Source organism: Halioglobus sp. D3-4 (assembly GCF_055809315.1).
This window is the reverse complement of record NZ_CM147907.1, coordinates 467,722-490,545: the sequence shown is the minus strand read 5'-3', so window position 1 is coordinate 490,545 and position 22,824 is coordinate 467,722. Positions and strand designations below refer to the sequence as shown.

At 53.0% G+C, this 22,824-nt stretch carries 14 protein-coding genes; 5 read left to right on the top strand and 9 right to left on the bottom strand.

The genetic code is table 11. From position 1 onward, the window contains the following. Nucleotides 1-56: 56 nt before the first annotated feature. Nucleotides 57-1,811, top strand: coding sequence for a putative bifunctional diguanylate cyclase/phosphodiesterase (locus AC0L6S_RS02100; protein WP_473426764.1), 1,755 nt, complete (start codon nucleotides 57-59; stop codon nucleotides 1,809-1,811). A 10-nt stretch (nucleotides 1,812-1,821) separates the two neighbouring features. Then, nucleotides 1,822-2,214, top strand: a complete 393-nt coding sequence (locus AC0L6S_RS02095; RefSeq protein WP_473426763.1) for a hypothetical protein — start codon at nucleotides 1,822-1,824, stop codon at nucleotides 2,212-2,214. A 38-nt stretch (nucleotides 2,215-2,252) separates the two neighbouring features. On the opposite strand, the gene AC0L6S_RS02090 is transcribed toward AC0L6S_RS02095, so the two are convergent. From AC0L6S_RS02090 to AC0L6S_RS02075, 4 genes are all read right to left on the bottom strand, one after another. Then, nucleotides 2,253-4,367, bottom strand: coding sequence for a PAS domain S-box protein (locus AC0L6S_RS02090; RefSeq protein ID WP_473426762.1), 2,115 nt, complete (start codon nucleotides 4,365-4,367; stop codon nucleotides 2,253-2,255). Between the two features lie 203 nt (nucleotides 4,368-4,570). After that, entirely contained in the window at nucleotides 4,571-6,700 is a 2,130-nt protein-coding gene (locus AC0L6S_RS02085) for a hypothetical protein (RefSeq protein ID WP_473426761.1), read from the bottom strand. Between the two features lie 94 nt (nucleotides 6,701-6,794). Then, nucleotides 6,795-8,054 (bottom strand): FG-GAP repeat domain-containing protein, encoded by a 1,260-nt coding sequence (locus AC0L6S_RS02080; protein WP_473426760.1) that lies wholly within the window; start codon nucleotides 8,052-8,054, stop codon nucleotides 6,795-6,797. Nucleotides 8,055-8,295: 241 nt separating this feature from the next. Beyond that, nucleotides 8,296-9,999, bottom strand: coding sequence for a cation:proton antiporter (locus AC0L6S_RS02075; protein WP_473426759.1), 1,704 nt, complete (start codon nucleotides 9,997-9,999; stop codon nucleotides 8,296-8,298). 17 nt (nucleotides 10,000-10,016) lie between these two features. Between AC0L6S_RS02075 and AC0L6S_RS02070 the strand changes: the two genes are divergently transcribed. Beyond that, entirely contained in the window at nucleotides 10,017-10,307 is a 291-nt protein-coding gene (locus AC0L6S_RS02070) for a hypothetical protein (protein WP_473426758.1), read from the top strand. Nucleotides 10,308-10,522: 215 nt separating this feature from the next. On the opposite strand, the gene AC0L6S_RS02065 is transcribed toward AC0L6S_RS02070, so the two are convergent. Further along, nucleotides 10,523-12,598, bottom strand: a complete 2,076-nt coding sequence (locus AC0L6S_RS02065) for a TonB-dependent receptor (protein ID WP_473426757.1) — start codon at nucleotides 12,596-12,598, stop codon at nucleotides 10,523-10,525. Between the two features lie 501 nt (nucleotides 12,599-13,099). On the opposite strand from AC0L6S_RS02065, the gene AC0L6S_RS02060 reads away from it, so the two are divergent. Together AC0L6S_RS02060 and AC0L6S_RS02055 are read left to right on the top strand one after the other, a co-directional pair. Further along, complete coding sequence (locus AC0L6S_RS02060) at nucleotides 13,100-14,371, top strand: MFS transporter (RefSeq protein ID WP_473426756.1); 1,272 nt, start codon at nucleotides 13,100-13,102, stop codon at nucleotides 14,369-14,371. Between the two features lie 297 nt (nucleotides 14,372-14,668). Beyond that, complete coding sequence (locus AC0L6S_RS02055; RefSeq protein WP_473426755.1) at nucleotides 14,669-16,801, top strand: TonB-dependent receptor; 2,133 nt, start codon at nucleotides 14,669-14,671, stop codon at nucleotides 16,799-16,801. Nucleotides 16,802-16,994: 193 nt separating this feature from the next. Here the strand turns inward: AC0L6S_RS02055 and fumC are convergent, their stop codons facing one another. The 4 genes from fumC to AC0L6S_RS02035 form a co-directional block, all read right to left on the bottom strand. Beyond that, entirely contained in the window at nucleotides 16,995-18,398 is a 1,404-nt protein-coding gene (gene fumC / locus AC0L6S_RS02050; protein ID WP_473426754.1) for a class II fumarate hydratase, read from the bottom strand. Between the two features lie 105 nt (nucleotides 18,399-18,503). Further along, a complete protein-coding gene (locus tag AC0L6S_RS02045; RefSeq protein WP_473426753.1) occupies nucleotides 18,504-19,418 on the bottom strand; it encodes a sterol desaturase family protein in 915 nt (304 codons plus the stop codon). A gap of 381 nt (nucleotides 19,419-19,799) precedes the next feature. Beyond that, nucleotides 19,800-22,148, bottom strand: coding sequence for a TonB-dependent receptor (locus tag AC0L6S_RS02040; RefSeq protein ID WP_473426752.1), 2,349 nt, complete (start codon nucleotides 22,146-22,148; stop codon nucleotides 19,800-19,802). A 290-nt stretch (nucleotides 22,149-22,438) separates the two neighbouring features. Next, on the bottom strand, nucleotides 22,439-22,819 hold the full coding sequence (locus AC0L6S_RS02035) for a PaaI family thioesterase (RefSeq protein WP_473426751.1): 381 nt from the start codon (nucleotides 22,817-22,819) through the stop codon (nucleotides 22,439-22,441). Nucleotides 22,820-22,824: the final 5 nt, after the last annotated feature.

Sequence of the window (22,824 nt, the reverse complement as noted above, 5' to 3'; positions counted from 1 at the left end):
TGCGGTAGAACACACTATCTTATAAGCTCAGCAACCTTTAGAGGGATGGACTGGGGATGGGATCCAACAATGTAGTTTCTACCGGAAACTTTGGCAAGCCTCAGATATTCGGCAGAGAGGCTGCTCAGGAAAAATACCGCGCTGCCCTGGAAGCTTTTGCAATCTTCTCAGAGATCGACACCCGAGGGAAAATCACCTACGTCAACAGACGCTTTCTCGACATCTCGGGCTACTCTCGCGCAGAACTCATAGGAAACAGTCACCATCTCCTCCATTCCGGGGAGCACAGTGAAATTTTCGTGCGCGACATTCTCAAAACCATCGAAGGAAAATCTGTATGGCACGGTGAACTATGCTGCCGTGCACGAGACAATACAATGTTCTGGGTTCTGACTACGATTATTCCTATCCTATCGCCATGCAGTACCAGTATAGAAAAATACATGTGTATTCAATTCGATGTTACCGACAAGCGGGAATTGCTGAACAAAATGGACGCAATGCGCAAGCGGGACATGCTAACTAACCTGCCCAATGGAGCAGAGTTCTCCAGAATTTTTTCCGCCAGGATGAACAATGCCGCAGCATTGAAAAAGGAATATGCCGTAGCAGTCCTGGATATCGACGATTTTAAAACCGCCAATGACCTGCACGGCCAGTATATTTGCGACGAGTTGCTCGTCCAGGTTGCACGTCGCCTCAGCATTGAGCTACAGAACGAACACACCGTAGCTCGAATTGGTGGCGATGAATTCGCGCTGCTACTATGCCACTCTGATCGATATCTACCAGAGATCTGCACTCGCATCCTCTCTGCCCTTCAAACTCCGTTCTGGATAGGAGGTGCACAGCTGAATATTTGTGCGAGTATGGGAATAAGGCTCTGTCCCAATGACGAGCAAGTCGACGTTGACCAAGCACTTCGACACGCCAATATTGCACTGTACCGCGCCAAGTCAGAAAACAAAAACTGCTGGCGCATATTCGATGCCAACGAGGAACTCAAGTCACAGCAGAATGTACAGCTTCGAAAAGAGATTCTTTCAGGTCTGGAGAATGGTGAGTTCAGGATATTCTTTCAGCCGATAATCGAGCTTGCATCTTCTACTCTAGTAGGATTTGAAAGCCTGATCAGATGGCAGCATCCCGAACGCGGCCTCTTACTGCCCAACCAGTTCTTGCCTGTCATCGAAAATGACTACCCGATTCTTATGGTCGGTGAGTGGATGTTAGAACAAGCCCTGATGTTTTCCCAAACACTATTCGACCACGGTCTACCGCATTCTGTGTCAGTCAATATTGCGGCTCTTCACCTACAACATCCCAGTTTTGTGGGTTTAGTTAAAACGTTGCTTGAAAGACACAGCAATTTGACAGAAGGCTCTCTGATAATAGAAATTACCGAGTCAGCCGCTCTCACTAATCTGCGAACGGCGATCAACGTCATATTGCAGTGCAAAAGATTGGGGGCAAAATTTGCCTTAGACGATTTTGGCACTGGCTTCTCATCGCTAACTTATCTGCGCAGATTGCCCATTGATGAACTCAAAATCGACAGAGAATTTATCAAGCATATTCTCGTTGATATAGAAGATCAGAGCATCGTGCGCCTTGTTGCTCAGTTGAGCGATATTTTCGGATTGACGATAGTCGCCGAGGGCATAGAAACTGCAGACCAGTCCAGAATGCTTCAGGACATGAACTGCACACTCGGTCAGGGATTTGGAATTGCAGAGCCAATGCCAAATGACATCGCTTTGGAATGGGCCATTGATTCCATCGAGAACCCCAAATATTGGTTGGCATCCTGAGGACTATATTATGCAGACATCGACAGATGCAACAAGCCTGATCAATTCTGCCAACCCCGGACTAGAGAGCAGCGAAGCAGCCGAAGCATCCGGGTTTTCTGGAATTGAGGCGCTAGTCAATGTCGACCCCGAAACAATAGGTAGCCTAACCAGAATACAGGATCGCCTGATACTGGTCTTTAAAGATGGCAGCCAGCTCACTATCGAAAACTACTTTCGTTTTGAATCGAGCTTCCGGCGTCAGCTCAATGGTATGAAGCCAGGGGGAGACATCTGGTTTGCTTTTCAGGAGGAATGCTCGCCCAAGGAAGAACTCAAATACAATTTCTCACAACCTCTAACTGCACTCGCTTTCACTAGCTCAGCAATTGTAGCTGGAGCACTGATCAGCATCTTTTTGTAATAGGAATATGTCCAGAAAGTGCCGCACAAAGGTGGTGCCTAGCGCAGGTGTTCGCCCTCTGGACCAACCGTATTGTTAAGCCAGTGTTGTATCATGGCATCCAGAGCATTCAGGTCGACTGGCTTTATCAACACATCATCCATGCCTGCGTCGAGACACTGCTCTCTTGATTCGGACATGGCATCAGCGGTGTAGGCTATAACCACAGTCCTGTCGGCCGCAGGCATAGCACCCTGTATCTGCCGAACCTTCCGGGTTAATTCGAAGCCATCCATCCTCGGCATGTGACAATCAGTGATGATCAGCGAGTAATCATTGCGGCCAATATTATCCAGAGCATCTCTGCCATCGACCGAATCATCTGCGTCATAACCCAAAAGTGTGAGCTGTTTCATCAGTACAACTCGATTAAACTCATTATCATCAACGATGAGTATTCTGGCGTTTCGAGTTGCAACGTCCTTTGTCGCCCTTTTTTGACGTATGCGAGGTTTGCGGGTATTGGCAGTCAACAAGCTGACGTCTTCAATAGGCAGGCTCAGGGCCAGGGTCATCGTCGTACCCTTGCCGAACGTACTGCGCAGATCCAAGGTACCACCGAGCATTTCCGCCAGCCGACGGGATATCAACAAACCAAGTCCGCTGCCGCCAAACTCATGATCAGCCGTGTGACTAGCCTGGGCAAAGGGCCGAAACAATTTCAGCTGATCCTGATCACTGATTCCAATGCCCGTGTCTTCCACCTCAATATCCAGGTCCAGGATACCTTCGGCGGACTGCTTGTGAAGAACTCTCAATTCAACCCCGCCATCGAGCGTGAACTTGATTGCATTACCTATCAGATTAAAGAGAATTTGTTTGAGCCTGAGCGGATCACAGCGCACCACTTCGGGAATGCGATCGTCATAATGCTCACGCAAGTAAAGACCTTTACTGGTGGCACTACCGGAAAAAACGCTAAGGGTGGAATCAACAACCTTCTGCAGAGACATGGGTTCGGGACGAATTTCAAATTTTCCCGCCTCAATCTTCGAAAGATCGAGCACGTCATCGATGATACCTGAAAGTGCATTTATCGATTCGCGTGTTGCGCTCAACATTTTGGCCTGATCTTCCAGTGACGCGGTGTGCCCAAGTAGTTCCACGAATCCTGAAATAGCATTCAGCGGTGTACGTATCTCATGTGACATATTCGTCAAAAAGGCTGTTTTGGCGCGATTAGCCAAGTCAGCCGCTTGTCGTGCGGACTCTAGCTCGCGCTGCACCTGCTTTCTCTCCGTTATATCCTGCAATGCGCCAACAATATTGAGCGTATGACCGGCTTCATCATGAACGCCACTATACCTAACCAATACGTCACGCTTCTCGCCCGTGTCCCGTCGCACGATACAGTATTCGATGGTAAAGACAGAGTCATGCGGTGGTGAGGAAATGGCCCTGAGAATTTCATCGCGTACACGACCCTGGTCATTTTGTTGAACAAAACGTTCCAGATACTGGTCCGCTGGCATTTCGTATCCGCCTTCCGCTGCAGCGGAAGTACCCAACAGTGCGTAGAATCTGGCATTCCAAGTAAACAGACTGGTGCGAGGATCAAACTCCCAAGCCACCAGATCAGTAGCATCCATCGCCTGTTCCAGCAAACGTTGGCTTGACTGCAGTTCTGTCTCAATACGCTTTCGTTCCGTGATATCCGTGCGAATTGCTACGTACTGGCGTGGTTTATCCGCATCGTCAAGAAAGGGGACGATAGTCGTCGCAACCCAGTAGTGGCTACCGTCTTTGGCTTGATTGCGCAGTTCTCCTTTCCAGACCCTGCCACTCGCTATGGTCTGCCACAGATTTCGCATGAACTCTTTTGAGTGATATTCGGAATTGACTATACTGTGGTCATTACCGATCAGTTCATGCGCAGCAAATTGGGACACCTCACAAAATTTTTCATTTACATAGGTAATTTTTCCGAATGCATCAGTAATGGCAACAAGCGAATGCTCGTCCAGTGCCGCGCGCAAATCTGCCAGGGAGAGGTCTGAGACCTCCACCCGTTCGCTCTGTGTTGCCAGTGCTTTCTTGGTGACATACAGGCGATATGCCAGCCACAATATGATACATAGGGTTGCGAATATGCTCAGAGCCGACAAAAATGACATTTATCTAATTTCATTAATTGCGCCTCACTACAATTACACCTCACTACAATTGTCGCAAACTACATCCCCAAACGTACCCGAGCAATACGGTAAACTTTCCGCACCTGCTTTACCCCGACGGCGCAGCACTCCCCCTCATGCATAGAGAGGTTGTGCTGTCCGCTTCCACAGGCGCATGTTATAACCCGGCTTACAATTTCCGGTTATTCCAGGACACCGTCCCAACCGTCCACCAGGCATGGCCCCGGCCCACAGACATTGACAATAGTGCTGTCAGGAGACATGAAGCCTGATATCTGCTCCATCGCACCTGGGTCACGTCTGGGTCGCTCATGGGGATCATCACCTTCCCGTGGCGGCAAGTTTACGATGGGAGGAACGGGCGTGCCGGTCTCAGCCCAGTCATTGGGACCGGGACCTCCATCAAAATAGATCATGGCTGATCCCATGTGCGGATACGTACTGATAGGCATCAGTTCCACATAGGGATTGATGTCATGATGACGCCCTTCGACCAGAGCGGGCTGATGCAATGGGATTTCAAATGTACGCGCCATGATTTCAGCACTGGTATGCGTCACCTGATGATCGCCGAACGCTACATGCAGCAGTACATTTTTAGCAGGCGTGTTCGGCAGTGGATCGGAAACCAGGTGATTGGCATAACCATTGTTCTCACCCCTGTCCCACAGCATCTGGTAGAGCGACAGCAGCAGCGTCTGGTCGAGCACATCCGGATAAGCGGGTTTCAGGAACGCGGCATAGAGGTCAAAATCGACACTGCGCCGCAGTAGCAGCGAATAATTCATCCCGGGGACACCCAGCACACCGTTCTCAATATTATGAGCTGTGGCCACCAGCGCGCCGCCTAGTATCCCGCCTTCGCTATTGCCGTAGTAGTAAACGCGGGAACCATCGTACACACTATTACCACCCACCTGAAACGCTTCATCCGTAGTAAAGCCATCGGGATGACGCAGTAGTTCAGCGAGATACATCCAGCCAATAAAACCTTGTTGTGTGCGATCGGGAATGGTCCAGAAATCTCCGGCGCCCTGCAGAATTGAAATCGCATTACCGACATCACTCTCTGCCATTCCGATGAAATCCATCGCACAGTTCATCAGGTTATATTGATTGGAGAGCGTACCCTGATGCGCACCGTTGGTGGACTGATTCCGAGAACCCAGCAAGCCGTGACCATACAAATATACCCGCGTGGAACCCGCAGACTCAGACATCATATTGTCCAGAGACTGGTTACTGATGTTGCAGATGAAGGGCTGCTCAGTAGTATTGTCACCATTCATGCGATCGGGCAGTGAATCACCGTCATCGGCATAGAATAACGCTGAACCAGGACCGGCATCGTCACTGTCCATAAAATTGGGAATGGTGATAGTGCCCCTGATTCTGCGACCCCAGTTGGTGTCTGTCAGGTTCTCTACGCTATCGATGGTGTACTCGGGAGCACCCCCCGCCAACGCTGCGAATGCGGTCTCACGCATATGCAGGATACGCTCACTCAGGCTGCGCGTAGAGGCGACTGTAAAATCCCACGCGAGATACAAATCTTCGCGCGCAATATTGGCTCCGGCCAGCGCGGTAAAGATTTCTTCCATCGCTGGACGCCTCGCTTCTGCCGCGTCGCTGTCGGTCTGGACGTTATCGCGGTAGGCGCGGAACAGTTCTGAGGGAGGAATGATCTCGCCATCGGCATTTTTCAGATTGCGCAGGGCGACAATATAACGCTGTCCGTCCTGGAGGTTTTTGGCCACACGGATTAACAGGCTCAGTTCATCTTCTGCCTCGGCATTGGCATCCAGCTCGCTCCAGATCAACTGGCGCTCGCCAGTTGCCGCATTAATGACGACAATGGGGCTGTCCTCCTTACGGCTGTCTGACAGATCAATCAGTCGCGGCGCACCGGTCGCTTCCATGTCCAGGCCTGGCACCTGGGTAATCATCACGGTGCCCGGCGAGAAGCCGTCGTTGCGATTCCATTCCGCAGGATCAATAGCGACGCCGTCTTTGTTTACCGGCATGGCATGATCTGAAAAATTCACCAGCAGACCATTATCCGTGGTGTCACTGTCGCGTGTGAAGAAATTACTGGGGAATGGCAGTAGACACTTTGCGGCATCCAGTAAGTCGCAGAATTCGGCATTGCTATCATCAATGGAGATGACCTCGACAGGCTCTGTCGGTTCGGTTGGCTCCATCGGCTCTGCGATGCTGCCGTTTCCATTATTATTACTGTTGCTGCAGGCTGCGAGTGAACCGGCTAAGGCAAGCAATAAAAAGATCTTCTTCGCGCGAACGGTGACATTCACTGTAAACTCTCCTTCATAATAGTTATGCGATGGAGAATAGTAGAAGTGCTATGCAATGTCTATTGCCAGTACGCGGCGGGATAGATGCCGAAATCTACTGCTGAAAAAGTGGATTCTCCAGCCAGAGCACACCCTTGCCGGATGTAAAGACCCCTTCGCCCTCTTCTGTGGTCACCACATCAAGATCACCATCGCCATCGAGATCAACCAGCTTGAGATTGTCGAACTTCATCAGATTTGCGTAAGGTGTCAAAAAGGTCAGGTTCCATGTCATGCCGCTGGAGATGGTTGTGCGCGGACTCATCATAAATACGCCGTAACCATCGCCACTGCCTGTAAACACAAGATCTATGGTGTCGTCGCCATCAACGTATCCGCACATCACCCCCTTGAGCACAAACTTGCGGACATAGCTGTCATCGGCACGCAGCGTGTCTGAAGTGATCGGGTATTCCTCCCAGTTTCGACCGCCGGCATCCATGCGTTTCAACCACTTTGCCACCATGCCTGAATGACTGGAGGTAGTGATAATAATGTCCTCCATACCGTCGATGACATGGTCACAGAAGGTAAACTCACTGCCCGTGTCGGTAATGACGATACGCTCCCAAAACGCGTGCTCAGGAAAGTTAGCCAACGCCTCTCGCCCGGGGTTTTTGAACCAGTGCACACCATTGCGACCAGAGGCCACGATATCCAGCAGCGCATCTCCGTCCATATCCCTGAGTTGCAAGGTTACAGTTTTGTAATCTACGGGCCCCACATAAAAACGCTGCCACTGGTCACCCTCACCGGGATACCCTCCCTTCGGTGCCTTGAACCAGTAGATCCCCGCCGGCATGCCGTCCATAGCCCGGCTGCCGGCGACGATATCGGCGCCAGCCACACCGTCAATCTGCGCGACCCTGGCCTTCATATAGCCGGAGAGTTGCTCGGGTGCCATATTGACACCACGCCAGTCGCCCGGATCCAGTATGTCGTCACCGTCAAACCAGTGAATACCCAGGCTCTGCGTATCGCCCTCGATACTGGAGATAATGGCGTCATCAAAGCCATCCATATCGAAATCCGCAAATGCGGCATCCTCGATTCCCTTGATCGGCAACCCGCCGCTAATGTCAACCTGTGACCAGGCGATTTCATCGCGGACCAACGTTGGCCCCGGATTGAAATACAGCATCAGGTCACCCGATTGCTCCCAGCCGGACACCACATCCATCAGACCATCGCGATTGATATCACCGAGATGTACGCCGTCGGCACCGTTGCCAAGCGTATCGATCTTCCACATATTCCAGTAAATATTCGGGGCATGACTGAGCGCCGCCCAGCTGAGGCAAAGTAACGAGGTCAAGGCTGTTTTGTAGCGCCGGGAAAACGTCAGGGGTGCTCCGGTGAAATTGGGAAGCCAGCTGCGACAAGGAGGAACAAGCAGTGATAGTCAGGCACGGACTCAGCGGGCCGGGGGAGATGCCTGCCCCGCGATTATAGCACGAGGTCAGCCCCGAATGAGTGCACCGGAGCCTTGCCTGCCTGTTACCCCATAGCGCCCCACAGCCCGGACCGACCGCATTTCATGACGGCAGCGTAAAGAACTACGGTTCGTTGACATCCTTTTCCAGTACCGGTCGATAACCCCAATCCCGAACGCCCTGCACCATCTCGTCGATTTCCGCGTCAGGTACATTGAGAATCTGCAAGGCACTGGCGCCCAGTCGCAGGCTGGCCTCGATCATCTCAGGGTAGGCATGCGTGGCCCCGGCATTCAACAGACGCGTACTGGATTCCAGGTCGCGTGAGCGGACTATCACCGGCACCTGCGGGCAGATTCTGCGCATATACGAGAGTGCACCCAGCGCGGACTCGGCGTCATCGACGGTCACCACCAGCAGGGATGCCTTCTCCACCTGAATGACTGACAGTAATCCAGGATCAGTGATATCACCGTAAAACACCTGATGCCCATCCTTTCGCCCCTGTGCCACTCGCTGGATATCTGTATCGACGGCTACAAACGGAATCCCGCGTGAGTGCAGCAACACCGCGATGGTATGGCCAACACGGCCATAACCGGCAACCACAACACGTTGCTCTGCGGCCTCCTTCAATTCGTCAGTGGAGTGGCCGGCGGCGCTGGGCATCTTCACCAGGCGTTCCACAATGGGGCCGTTAAAGCGAATCAACAGGGCACCAGCAACCATGGAAAGCAATACCGAGGTAATCGCAATCTGGCCGAGTTCGATATCCAGCACCTGGGCATCGAGCGCAATCGCAATGAGGGCCAGACCGAACTCGCCGCCGACACTCATCATCAACCCGGTGCGCCACGCGACGCGCTTGTCGGCGGTCGTGCGCTGCACCATAAATGCCACGATAAGAATCTTGCTTACCAGTATGAGAAGCGCGCCAAATACAGCCCACTGCCAGATAGGCGGGATCGAGGAGGGGTCAAAGCGCATGCCTATGCCAATAAAGAATAGGCCTAGCAATACATCGCGAAACGGACTGACGCTGGACTCAACCTGATGACGGAACTCAGTTTCCCCCAGCATCATGCCCGCCAGAAACCCACCGAATGCCAGCGACAGGCCCAGACTGTTGGTGGTCCATGCGGCAAACAGTGCGACCAATAGAATCGCCAGCGTGAATGTCTCCAACGATCTGCGCCGGGTGACTAGGTGAAACAGAGGGCCGAGCAGCCAGCGACCGGCGAAAAACACCAATACAAATGCCAGTACCGCCTTCGCCAGTGCCGCTGCGACGGTCATCGCCAGCACATCGGCTGCCACCGACATGCCGAGTACGGGAATAATCACCAGGAAAGGTACCGCCGTGACATCCTGGAATACCGACATGGCCAGCCCCAGTCGCCCGTGCTGACTGTTTTCTTCACCCTGCTCTGTCAGCAGGCTGGAGATAATCGTTGTGGATGACTGTGCAAACACCGCGCCAAAGACGAACGCAGCCGCCACCGGCAGTCCCGCCAACCACATCACAGTACCAGCCACGAGCGTTGTAAAGGCCACCTGCCCTGTCCCAAGGCCGAGAATCTGGTCCCGCAGCGCATTTAGCCGGGGTATCGAGTAGTTGAGCCCAATGGTGAACAATAAAAAGACCACGCCAAACTCGGCCAGCGTCTGCAACTGCGGCATGGAGACAACAGGCCCCATCGTATACGGGCCAAGCACTACACCCACCAGTAGATAGCCGAGACTAGTGGGAATATGCAGGCGCTGGAATGTCACCACGATGGTAATTGCAACAGCCAGAAGAAGAAGAATTTGTGCCAGATGTTCCATGGTGAATTGATTCCGTTGTGAGACCTGCCAATGACTCCCGAGACGCACAACAACGTATGGGCATCGTAGAGGCCAGAACTGCCGACGATGACTATGGGAGCGGGCTACCGCCTCTGTGCGGGCGGATGCTGCAGGCTTGCCGCGACCGGGATGCCGACACCCTGATCAAACTGGACTGGGCATTGGGCGTGATCAGCCACCATTCAACCACTATTCGCCTCGCAATCCAACACCCGGAGCACAGCCGGGCGGATCACCCTGGCGGCGATCATACAGGTGGGACTGACGAGAATCCCATTCGCTTGTGATACCTGATGATGCTACATAGCAATTTGACTGACGGGTTTGTTCACAACGGGATGTGGCCACAACTCGTGGTAGGCTGCATGCGCCTTCTCATATGAGCGAAAGCGCAGCGGATGAGGAACGCTGGCTCGCAGGTTAGCCTGAAATGAGCTAGCGGGGAGCGGGTTGGATCTACCTTACTCGCCCCACTCACCCCTAAGGCATCGTTGCGCCAGCGCTAGAAGCGGTAAGTCAGCCCGCCGGTGATATGCCGTTTAACCATGGGCAGACCGTAGAAAGTCTCGTAGCTCTCGTCAAAAAGGTTGTAGGCTCGTGCAAACAGTTGCAGTTTGTCCGTCACCTGGAACTTGTAACCCAAGTGTACCAGTGTACTGGAACCCAGTTTGACGTCAGGTAGCGCTCCGCGCTCCTGCAGGCTGTCGTCCGTTTTGCCGCGATAATCAATCTCCATATCGATCTTGCTACGACCCCATTGATACCATGCGCCAGCATTTGCATAGTACTCAGGAGGCATGAAGGGCTGATTATGGGATGTGCGCCCATCGGAGTATTTTCTCTCCAGTTTATTCCAGGTACCGTTCAGATAGAGTCCCAGGTTCTCTGTACTGTAGTTAAACGCCAACTCAGCACCATGGGATTCATCCTTGGTAGGTCGGTTATTGCGCAACAGCAAATTGATTTCCGGCCCAAGCACGTTGTACAGGGGGTTGGAGGGATCGAGGTTGTTTGGAACGGTGCGCACATCGATAAATATTTCGCCCTCATGCTGATAATCGAAGGCGACCAGCTCGGTAACCAGTGAACCGCCGAGCGTGGTCCAGACCAAACCGATCTCACCCCCCTTCTGGGTTTCCATCTCCAGCTTTCCGTTCTGTTGCGCCACATCATCCGGGTCTACCAGGCCGGGAATGGGCGGGCCGAGCACAGTTGGGTCTCGCAACGCGTTATTGTACTCGTTCAGGCTGGGATAACGGGAAGATTCACCTCCTGACATCTGCAATTGCAGGCTGCTGGTGAGTTGAATTGATGCACTGAGTTGGTAACTGGTATTACTTTTGGTGTCCTGCACATTATCGTGTCGCACCCCGGCACCGAAGGTAGCCCGCTCTCCCCACTGGTATTCAATCTCGGAAAATATCGCATAGTTATCCAGGTTATCCTGGTAAGCAAAATAGGGGGAATCGAAATCGGCGTTATTGTCGTAATATATAATCTCGTTCAGGATTTCGTCCCAGGCCGTATCATTCTTCAGATCGCCATCGAACTTGTTGTACTCGCCCCCCACTCGCAGGTGAACGTTGTCAATCAAGGACAAACCGTAGTGGCCGCGCGCGCCGTACTGCGATTTGTTCTGCTCACCGTAGTTGACGAACTCATCGTCCAGAGCCAGAGTTTCATGGTCTTCATCCTTGTAATAGAGATGGAGCACATAGTCCTGATCACTGCCGGCTGCCGGAGCCAGAGACAAACCAAAATTATAGAATTCCCGCTCACGGTTGGCGGGGCGATCCGGTTCTTCGTGTGAGTGGCCATCGGCGTAATGCTTTTTCGTCCATACTGCCTGCGCCATCAAGCCCAGGCGCACACTGTCGTTAAATGTTTTGTGCGCCGTCACCATTGGTACTACCTGCTGATAATCACGGTTGCCGTATACCGGGTGTTCAGTGATCACGGTGGGATTGAACGGATCGCTGTCATCCACCGTGCGCAATGTAGTTTCTTTACCTTCTAGTCCGTCGGTTTCCTGAGCCTGTAAATCGAAGGTGATCCCCCAGTCACTCGCACTCTTGCTGGCCGTAAATCCACCGCCGTAGGTATCGTGAGTACCGCCATATACTGTTGTTTCGACACGGTCAGACGCCTGCTTCGTACGCAGTTCAACAACCGAAGTGTAGCCACCATATCGAGCCGGCAACGGGCCGTAGTAAATAGTAATATCGTGCAACATGGTCAGCGGAATACTGTTGAACTCCAGCGTACTGTTGGATGCACCATTCAAGGGCACTCCGTCAAGTAGCACCAGCGTCATGCGCGAACTGTCGCGCGGATTCCCCCGGAACGTCACCCAGTCTTCCCCGCCGGGATCGCCACTGCTCTGCAGCGCGACACCCGGTTGCGTCGCCAACAGCGATGCCAGCCCATAGGGATCATAGGTGTGTGCATATCGAGAAATAAATTCGGGAGAAAGATAACGCGTTCCCGGACCGGAACTCACATCTGGGTCAGACGCTACAGCAAGGTTTGCATGTACAAACAGCGCTGCCAACAGCACCGATCTGGAAAACTGCTTCATAGATACCCCGTGTTTGGATCAAATGACAAGCAAAAAAGTAAACAGGCCATAATGTTATATCAATATATCTTTTTAAATTCAATACTCTTGTTACACTTAATCGTTCACTACGGAGAAATTTTAGTGAAACAGCACAGTCGCAGATAGAGAGCTATTGCAAATTGTCTCGCTTCGCCTGAGTATCTACTCTGGGTACAACTGATGATTGCACACGCAAGCCCATCAGACCTGATACTCAAATGACATGTGGGCGACCACGAAAAGTTTGCTGCAAGGGATGGCATTCATCGCTCGATGTCGATCTGTGCAGCGGTTGGAGCCCGCATTTTATTTGAACTTGACCTCACGCGATAAAGACACGAGATGAAGAGATGAGCGAGACCAACGACTGCGCCATTCGCTGTAATTTTTCCAGGCAGCGACACCGGCATCCGAGCGATATCTATTCCAATAGCCCCTGCAGGCGCGAGAAAAAATCCCGCGCCCACACCGGTTGATTCTATGAACCGTTTCCTTGGCATTGACCTCAGTGAGGGCATACAGCGGCGTCACCTGATCGCCTATTTCATCGCTGCGTTTGTATCATCGAGCTACGCGGGCGCGCTGGCAATACTGCAACCCGGCTTGCTGCAGGTCATGAAAATTGAGCCAGCGAATCAGGCAATGCTGACTGGCTACCTCAGCGCAATGCAGGAAATCATCCTCATCATTCTCATGGGTGTGATGGGCGCGCTAGCGGACCGCTTCGGTCGCAAACCGGTTTATGTTTTTGGGTTATTAGCCACCGCTGCGGGCTTTACGCTCTATCCCCACGCCGACAGCATCACCGAGTTGGTTGCATATCGTATCATCGTCGCCTTCGGCAGCGCGGCGATGATAGGTATGATGGTAACCGTCATAGCCGACTACTCCAGAGACTCCACTCGCGGTAAAGCCAATGGCCTACAGGGCCTCATAGCCACCCTCGGTGCATTTCTCCCTCCCCTGTTAGGCGCACTCCCGAAGGTTTTCGTGGATCAGGGGTTCGACGAACTGGCCGCGCAGCAGATGACCTTTGCCTGCGCTGGTGCATTGGGCGTGATTGGCGCTATCGTTGCCACGTTTGGTTTGGCACCTCATGTCGCTAGTGTTTCCAGCGCGGCACGCGAATCGATTGCCTATATGTTGCGAGAGGGGGCGAAAGCCTCCAGAAATGCGGGTATCGCACTGTCCTACGGCGCCGCATTTATTTCCCGTGGCGATCTCGCTGTTACCGGCGCCTTCATGAGTCTCTGGCTGGTTCAGTTCGGTACCGGTGTAATGGGCCTGGAACCCAGCGAAGCGATGTTTCAACTGGCGGTGCCCAGAGTACTGGCGGTTGTTGGAGGCGCTCTGATTGGCTCACTATTAATGGGCTATATCAGCGACAGGGTGACCCGAGTAACCGCTGTCGCGATGGCCGCAGGACTGGCAGCCGTCGTTTACCTCGCCATTTTCTTTGTCGATGACCCGACCGCGCCATGGGTCATGGCCCTGCTTGGTGTGATGGGTGTCGCGGAGATTAGCGCGTTTGTCAGCAGCCAGGCGCTGGTGGGTGAGCGGGCTTCAGCGGAGCGCCGCGGTGCAATCATCGGTCTGTTTGGTGTGTCAGGGGCCATAGGAATATTAATAGGAACCGCCGGCGGTGGTTGGTTGTTTGCCAATATTGGTCCCTCTGCACCCTTCGTCCTGTTCGGGATTTTGAATGGCGCGGTGTTTATCTGGGCACTGGTGGTGCGCAGCCGGTCTGGCTGAGCACATCAGCGGTTCCCGTTCACATGCAGACACTGGCGCAGCTGCAACAGTCACCCAGTGTTCGGCCAACGCAAGATCTTCCCTGATCCAAACCCCATAAGTCGGACAGCGCTATTGACCCGCCTCTATACAGCCCCTATCATATTGATAATAGTTCTCATTATTATTTTGGTTCGTAACCTTACACATCGGCGCCGATGGACGACCGCTGCGTTCGCGCGCCAAGCGCCATAAACAGCTGAGTCATTTGTCATTGTGTGGCGACGCATCAGCAACGCCCTGTTATTGGAGTCAGACATGCCATCCGTCAAAACCACCTGGGCAGGTACCAGCCTAAACCTCCCCAGAGTCCTCACAACAATCGCCCTGACGACACTGCCCTTGACAGTAGCCGCACAGGAGAGCGATGCAGAAACACTGAAACAGCCTGATAACGACTTGCCGCTGGAGTACATTCTGGTACTGGGCGAAAAGCTCGAACGCCCCTATCTGGAAACGTTCAGCAGCGTCGGCATTGTCACTGCACAGGAGATGGAAGATTACGATATCGCCGATACCAGTGATGCCTACAAGCGGCTGGCAAATGTGCGCGCCTTTTCCCAGGGTGCGGGCAGCAAGAGCATTGAGATTCGCGGCCTCAATGCCGACGGCGTTACCCAGCCCACTAATTCTGCGGCACTGATCTCGATGGTCGTGGATGGCGTCACGCAATCGGCCGAGGGTTTGAAGCGAGGCTCACGTGGATTGTGGGATATAGCCCAGTTGGAAGTCTACCGCGGCCCCCAAAGCACAATACAGGGGCGCAACGCACTGGGCGGCACCGTTGTGATCAAAAGCGAGGACCCTACCTTTGAGCCTGAATACAAGCTGCGTGCGCTATACGGTGAACTCGACCGCGAAGAGGCAGCAGGCGTAGTCTCCGCGCCGATTATCGACGACGAGCTCGCATTTAGAATCAGCGGTGAATACGCCGAAAAGACCAGCGATATCGATTTCGCGGATTCGGCAAACAAACGTTTCGCCAGGGACAAATACCACAATGTGCGCGGTAAATTACTGTACACGCCAAAACAGCTCGAACAACTGCGGGTGCTGCTTACGGCCAGTGATGTCTACGACTCACCCTCCTCCTCCCCGGTAACAGGACCCGATTTTTACGACCGCAACTTCTCAGGTGACTCTGTTTTCGCTGAGGGCAGGAAAATGGATCTGCAGAATTACAACGCGGATATTTCCTGGGACATGGGTAGCGGCCTCACCCTGCGGTCCACCACCGGCTACAATAACACCGAGTTGAAAATCAGCAGCGTGCCCTCATCGGCAACATTCTTCCGTGAAGACAAGCGCAAGGATGGCGATTTCATGCAGGAGTTCCGCGCTGAATTGAATGAAGCGATCCTGGGTTTCACCGGTGTGGCAGGGCTTTTCTACGCGGACTTTGACCAGAAGGTAGACTCCAATATTCAATACACCTCCAATGGTATTCCAACATTCACCCAGATCGGCAGCTTCCACAACCGGACGGAGACCTGGGCTGCGTATGCCGACCTGCGTTACCGCCTGACCGATCGGCTGTCACTGCTTGCTGGAGGTCGCTACCAGCAAGACAGCGTTCGCAATGCGGGCGATGTCGAACTGATACCCGCCGGCGGCAGCGCCTATGACCTGGATTCCGATTTCAACGTATTCCTGCCGAAGCTCGGCCTGTCACTGGATGTGACTGACAATCAGACGCTTGCACTCACCGCCAGCCGCGGATACCGACAAGGCTTTTCGGAAACGCTCGTTGGCACCAATGAGATCGCCGACGTGGATCCGGAATATGTATGGTCGTACGAAATTGCCTATCGAATCTCGGCGCTCGGCGGCAAGTTGGTTTTGGGCAGCAACCTGTTTTACAACGACTACACGGATCAACAGGTCGCTGTTGTTGACCCTCAGTTTGCTCCCCTGAGCAACACTTTAAATGCAGGCGATTCAAGCTCCTGGGGTGCTGAACTGGAAGCGCAATACGGCTTCGAATTCGGACTGCGCCTTTACGGCTCACTGGGCCTGCTGAAAACAGAACTGGGAGATTTCCCGTTCGAAGCCTGTCCGGATCAACGGTGCGACGGCAATCAGTACGGGGAAGCGCCTGAAGTCACCGCTTCATTCGGCGGTGACTATCGACACCACTCCGGTGTATTCGGCAGTATAGCGACCAGCTACACGGGTGAGTTTTACAAAGGCATCATCAACAGTGACGATTTGGAGGTAGGTAGCAGTTTTGTCGTGGATGCCAAGATCGGATACGACTTCGGGCTATTCCAGGTCAGCGCCTACGCCAACAACCTGCTGGATGAAAACTATTTGACGGGCATCAATTCACCGAACGAGGCGTATGTGGGTGACGCTCGCGCCATGGGTGTGGAGGTGTTGGCAACCTTCTAACCACAGCGACAGGAAATACGGCGCAGCGGTGCACATGTTTTAGGCGCGGCTCCCTTGAAGGAGGACAGAACATTTCATGCCGTGGTACCAGCATGGAAGGGGACATTACTTCGAGGGATATCGCTGACAACGTTGACACAGGAAAACGAAAATCACAAACGCAGCAGCGTCATAACCTGCTATGAATTGAAGGTTAGTCTTCTGCGATATAGGGGTGAACCATCTTCGCCGGATCAACCACCCTGTCGAACTCTTCACTACTGACGTAATCAAGCTTCAGCGCAGCCTCCTTAAGAGACAGGTCGTGTTCAAGGGCGTAATGCGCCACCTCAGAGGCCTTGTCGTAACCAATAATAGGACTCAGCGCAGTTACCAGCATCAATGAGCGACTCACGAAGGACTCGATCTGGCTGATGTTGGGCTCCATACCCTCAACCAGATACTTGCGGAAATTGGCCATGCTGTCAGACAGCATCCTGATTGACGCCATCACATTGTGAATCATTAACGGCTTGTAAACATTCATTTCGAGGTAACCACTCGCTCCTCCCATGCTGACTGCAACATCATTGGCCATCACCTGAACGGCAACCATGGCCATCGCCTCACACTGCGTCGGGTTCACTTTACCGGGCATGATGGAAGACCCCGGTTCATTGGCGGGCAGGATCAACTCGTTGATGCCGGCGCGCGGGCCACAGGAAAGTATGCGAATATCATTGGCAATTTTGTACAGCGATGTCGCCAGCGTTTTCATGGTCGCCGAGAGCTGAACCAAAGCATCGTGCGCGCCCTGAACAGTAAATTTATTGGGCGCGGTTATAAACGGCAGACCCGTGAGATCGGCAATCCTGGCGGCAACTTCTTTATCGAAACCCGGCGCGGCATTGATACCGGTACCCACTGCCGTACCCCCGAGTGACAGCTGGAAAACATCTTGCAGCGACTGCTCAAGGCGCTTGACGTTGTCATCGAGCATGCCGACATAACCGGAGAACTCCTGGCCCAGCGTCAACGGTGTGGCGTCCTGCATATGGGTACGCCCGATTTTAACTATATCCTTCCAGCTTTCTGCCTTTTTATGCAAAGCGTCGCGCAGTTCCCTGACCGCAGGGATCAGCGTGTGCACTGTTCCAATTGCAGCCGCTATATACATCGCAGACGGAAACGAATCATTCGACGACTGTGACATATTGACATGGTCATTCGGGTGGACAGGCTTCTTACTTCCCAGCGGCTGCCCTGCCAGCTGCGAACAACGATTGGCCAACACTTCATTCACATTCATATTAAACTGCGTGCCACTGCCAGTCATCCATACGTGAAGCGGGAACATATCTTGATATTGACCGGCACTAATCTCATCACACGCCTGCACAATCAGGCTCATTTGCTCATCCGGCAAATGCCCAGCCGCGCCATTTACCAGAGCCGCCGCTTTTTTTAGAAACATATAGGCCCCAATCATTTCACGGGGGATCAGCTCGTCTCCGATAGAAAAGTGTTCAATTGAACGCTGGGTCTGCGCGCCCCACAGTTTATCCGCAGGAACCTCTACCAGCCCGAGACTGTCACTCTCTTCGCGCATTTTTCTCATCAACAGAACTCCTTAGTACTTGTGAACACCTTCAATGTAGTTACTCTACGCGCATACCCTTCGTAAGCCAGCGCTAAATTCTACTGCGATAAAGCGTTTGCCAGATTAGCCGGGTGCCATACGCCCTTCGTCAGCAAGGCGTCGCCGCTGCGCTGAGACAGTTTTGTGCTCACCGGTATGTGACCACCCGGGAGGCATCACAAGGTAGTACAGCCTATTTTTAAGGCCTGGCGCCTGTTTCATATCTTTCCACAAGGCCTGAAACTCGCCCAGCTGAACGTCTCGCCAACTTTCAGAGTTCACTTCACGGGTAATACCGTACTCAACGGTTACATCTTCCCGCAGCGGCTGCAGCGTACCGAGCAGCCAATCCCACAACAGGGTGATGGACGTGTAATTCGTATCCATGTAGAGCAGGTTTTTTGCATGGTGGCCGCGATGATAGGAGGGAGTTTGCATAAAGTTCTCCAGAAAGCCGTACTTGCCCGGCACCAGCTTCGGGCTGACATGCAAAAACTTACCCCAAAAGCCATCGATGAGACTGATGACAAAAATGACCTCTACTGACACGCCAGATAGCGCAGTCATGAAGCCAAGAAAAAAACCAAGGTAAGGCAATTCCAAAATATGGCGGCCCAGCCCAATGAGAGAAGTTAGTGTATCTGGGGCGTGGTGAGCCGAATGTATGCACCACAAAACCCGCACTTTGTGCGCCAGCCAATGCTGAACCCAATACCAGAACTCAAAAATGACTAAACCCAATGGCCAGACATACCAACTATCACCCAGAGGCAGGGGCGCCAGTTTGGCACCTAACGTGGCAAATGCGACAGTACTCAATATCGGCAGCACACTGGTCACCAGCCCCACAAAAACCGCGTTTTTTATAGGCTGCGCGTAGGCGTGCCTAAATGACTCCTGCCGAGTCATATACGTTATCCACAGCATCTCCACGAACGAGATTAACAGTGATATCGCAAACACGACGCCAGCCAGTACTGCGTATTTCTCTAGCTCCATCTATTATGATCCAACTGCGCTGTCGAAGCGGATAGGAGGCCTCTTCCAATAGATTGTCAACGAGTGATTCGTCCGCTTTCTTCTATTGGTGATCTCGGAGGATAGCAAAAAAGCTTGTGATGTTGCCACGTTGTGAATTATCGTCTGGGGCATACCCGTTAGCAGGGCCTAGTGCACTGGCCGATGCTTTGCTGATATAGCCCTCTGCCCGACTGTCAGACTGAGCCACTTCCGACCGTTAACATACAGCAAAAATCAGTGAATCGGAGAAAACGGGCTTTCCAGGCGATTATCAGTGCTTTCTCAAGCAAAAAAAAGGGCCGGATAAATCCGACCCCAACAAAACCCCCATAGAAGACCTGGAGTTAGTTCCTCATGTTCTCACTCGTAGACGTAACTCACTGTCACCCCGTACGTTCTCGGGTCGCCAAAGGGCGAGATGCCCGAGGCTCCAAAGTCGGCGAATGCCCCGATATCACTGACTGCGTACTCTTCATCGGTCAGGTTTCTGCCCCACAGAGACACCTTCACGTCGCCGTTGGCCAAGCGGAACTGTGACAGGGACACACTGGCGTCGAGCAACCCGTATTTGTCGTTGCGATTGGAGGTGCCCACTACGATCCCGGATTCGGATTCATCCTGATAGTAGTAATTGATATTGGCCTCAAAGAGCAGGCCATTAAACACATCCCGCGAATAGTCGAGGCTTGCGTTATAGCTTAGCTCGGGAGCGTAGGGCAGCTCATCCACCAGAGGCGTCGGCGGTGCACCGGTGTTCGGATCAATACTGTCCTTGCCCAGGCTTGTGTCGAGGTATCCACCCGCGAGTGTCAGAGTGAAGGACTCCGACAACAGTGCGGTAAGGTCAAATTCAGCTCCCCGGATAGTCGCGTCACCCAGGTTCAGGTTATCCCTGTCCGCCGGCGTAGGACCCGTCTGGATACTGCCCTGATAATCCTGATACTCCATATCAAACACGGCCGCATTCAGGCGTACTCTGCGATCCCAGTACTCGCCCTTGACACCAATTTCGTAGGAGATAATCGTCTCTTCATCGGCACCTTCCTGGAACAGGAAATCCTCGTAGGAGAGCGTTGACGTACCTCCCGAGCGATAGCCAGTGACTACAGAACCGTAGATATTTACTGAGTCCGTGAGGTCGTAGGCGACTGTCAGTGACGGGTTGAAGTTACTGAAATCCTTCTTGTACTTGGTGTCGATAAATGGGTTGGTAGAATTGGTATTGTTGCGAACAGCCTTGCGTTGATCATCCGAGTAGCGCGCGCCAACGGTAATATGAAACTTACTTCCCGCCGGGGTGTAGGTGCCCTGACCATAGACCGCAATACTCTTGTTCTCTGTCTCGGTCTCGTCGGTACCCGGCAGTTTCTGCCCCGATATACTCGCGCTCAAATCTTCATTTTTACTGTCGTCATAGTAGTAGTAAATACCGGACACATACTCGACATCCCCACCCATAAAATCGGTGTCGCCGATAAGTTGGAATTCCTGGGTGGCCTGGGTGAATTTCTGCCGATATTCACCACCGGTGCCCAGAGTTGAGGGGCCGACAGGAAAAGGTACGCCTGGAATTTCAAGGTAGGTCTGTACGGTTCCCGTAACCTGGGTGAATTGTTTCGCGTCGACATCGCGGTAGCCGCTGATCGATTTAAGCTGCATGTTGTCAGACAGCTCCCAGGCGACCGTCAGTGAGCTCCCCCAGACGGTGTTGTCATCGGGCTGTACATCGAAGATCGAATACCCTTTATCCAGGCGACCGTCGGTAATAGGGTCCGGATAGTAGATACTGGCAACCGGCGCCCCCGGAGGTCCGAGTGGCACCACAACCGGAGTATCTGTGCCGGCAACTGACTTGGCATATCCGTCAAGCACCTGGGAGTAGCGCGCCGTGTCCTTGATCTTCGTTACCTCGGCGGCAAAGTCCACCAGCAGCGTATCGGTCGGCTCAGTCCTGAGAGCCAGCCGACCCGCGGTGCGGTCTTCTTTGCCCCAGTCATCACCGACCCCAGTGTTCTCCACCAATCCATCACGCTTTGAAACCAGCACACTCAAACGCGCTGCCGTGCTGTCACCCAACGGGACGTTGATTCCGGTATTGGATTTAAACCTATCGTAATCCCCGGCAGTGAACGACTGGTTGAGTGTGAACTCGCCGATCTCCGGCTTGCGACTGATCAGGTTTATCGCACCACCGGTTGCATTGCGCCCATACAGTGTACCCTGCGGTCCACGTAGAATCTCGATGCGCTCCAGGTCGGATGCTTCAAAGGAACCGCCGAAGGATGAACCCACGTAAATGCCATCGGTATAAAGGGCTACTGCCGGATCCTGCGTTACTTCTACCGTGACAGCGCCGACGCCGCGAATAAATGAACGGAAGGTGGTGGCGATACCAAAGTATTCATTGGTAATAACATTGGGCACTTTCGCACCGATATCCTCGATTTCATCAATGCCGAACTTTTCCAGTGATTCCACACCCATTGCAACAATCGAGATGGGCACGTCCTGCAGCGATTGCTCACGCTTCTCTGCCGTCACCACAGTCTCTTCAAGTACCGGCATAGATGCCTGCTGTGCATTCACCGTCTGTACCGCTAGCGTCAGAGCGCACGTTGCCATTGCAACGGCACCGCTGACCGAAGGAGAAGTGCTGACGCCCTGGGATGATACAAAAGTCTCGGAGCGGCTTTTCTTATGTATAGTCATGTCATTAATTTCCATACTTGCGTTAGTTTTGTTGTACGAACGCAAAAAATTCTAGTGCATTGGATTGCTTATTAAGTACTCGTGTTTTGCTTGTTTCAGCCGGATTATTGTCGAGCACCCTTGATGCCATCGAACTTGTATTCGGCTCACATTCGAATTCAAATAGTTATTCTGGTAGGCAATCCGTCGCAGCACTACGGCCGGCCAAAGGACACGACCGTGCTTTCTTTTCACAAAAAGCAGGCTTTTGAAAATCAACAGTGCCGGGCAGGGTAATAGGCTGAAATCGATCACGCAAGTGTCGCCTGTTCCGCCACAATAAAAGTCGCAGTGCCTTGCGCCAATAGTCTGCGCTGTCTGTCGTAGAGCTTGCCCTCGGCAAACACCGTCTTCCTGCTGCTATTGAGCACCCTCCCCTCGGCATATATCGAACCATCGCTCAGCGGCCGAAAAAAATTACCGGACAACTGCATGGTCGGCGTGTAGCAGCGCTCTGGCCGGCTTGCGCGCACTGCTCGCGACATTACAGTATCGAGCAGGGTCAGGAACACCCCGCCGTGCACACTGCCTGCGCTGTGCAGGTGCTGTGGCCCGACTTCAAGTTCCAGCTGGTAAATGTCGTTCTGATATCCCCGGAATTGAATATCCAGCAGTTCATTAAAGTCCTGCAAAGCGG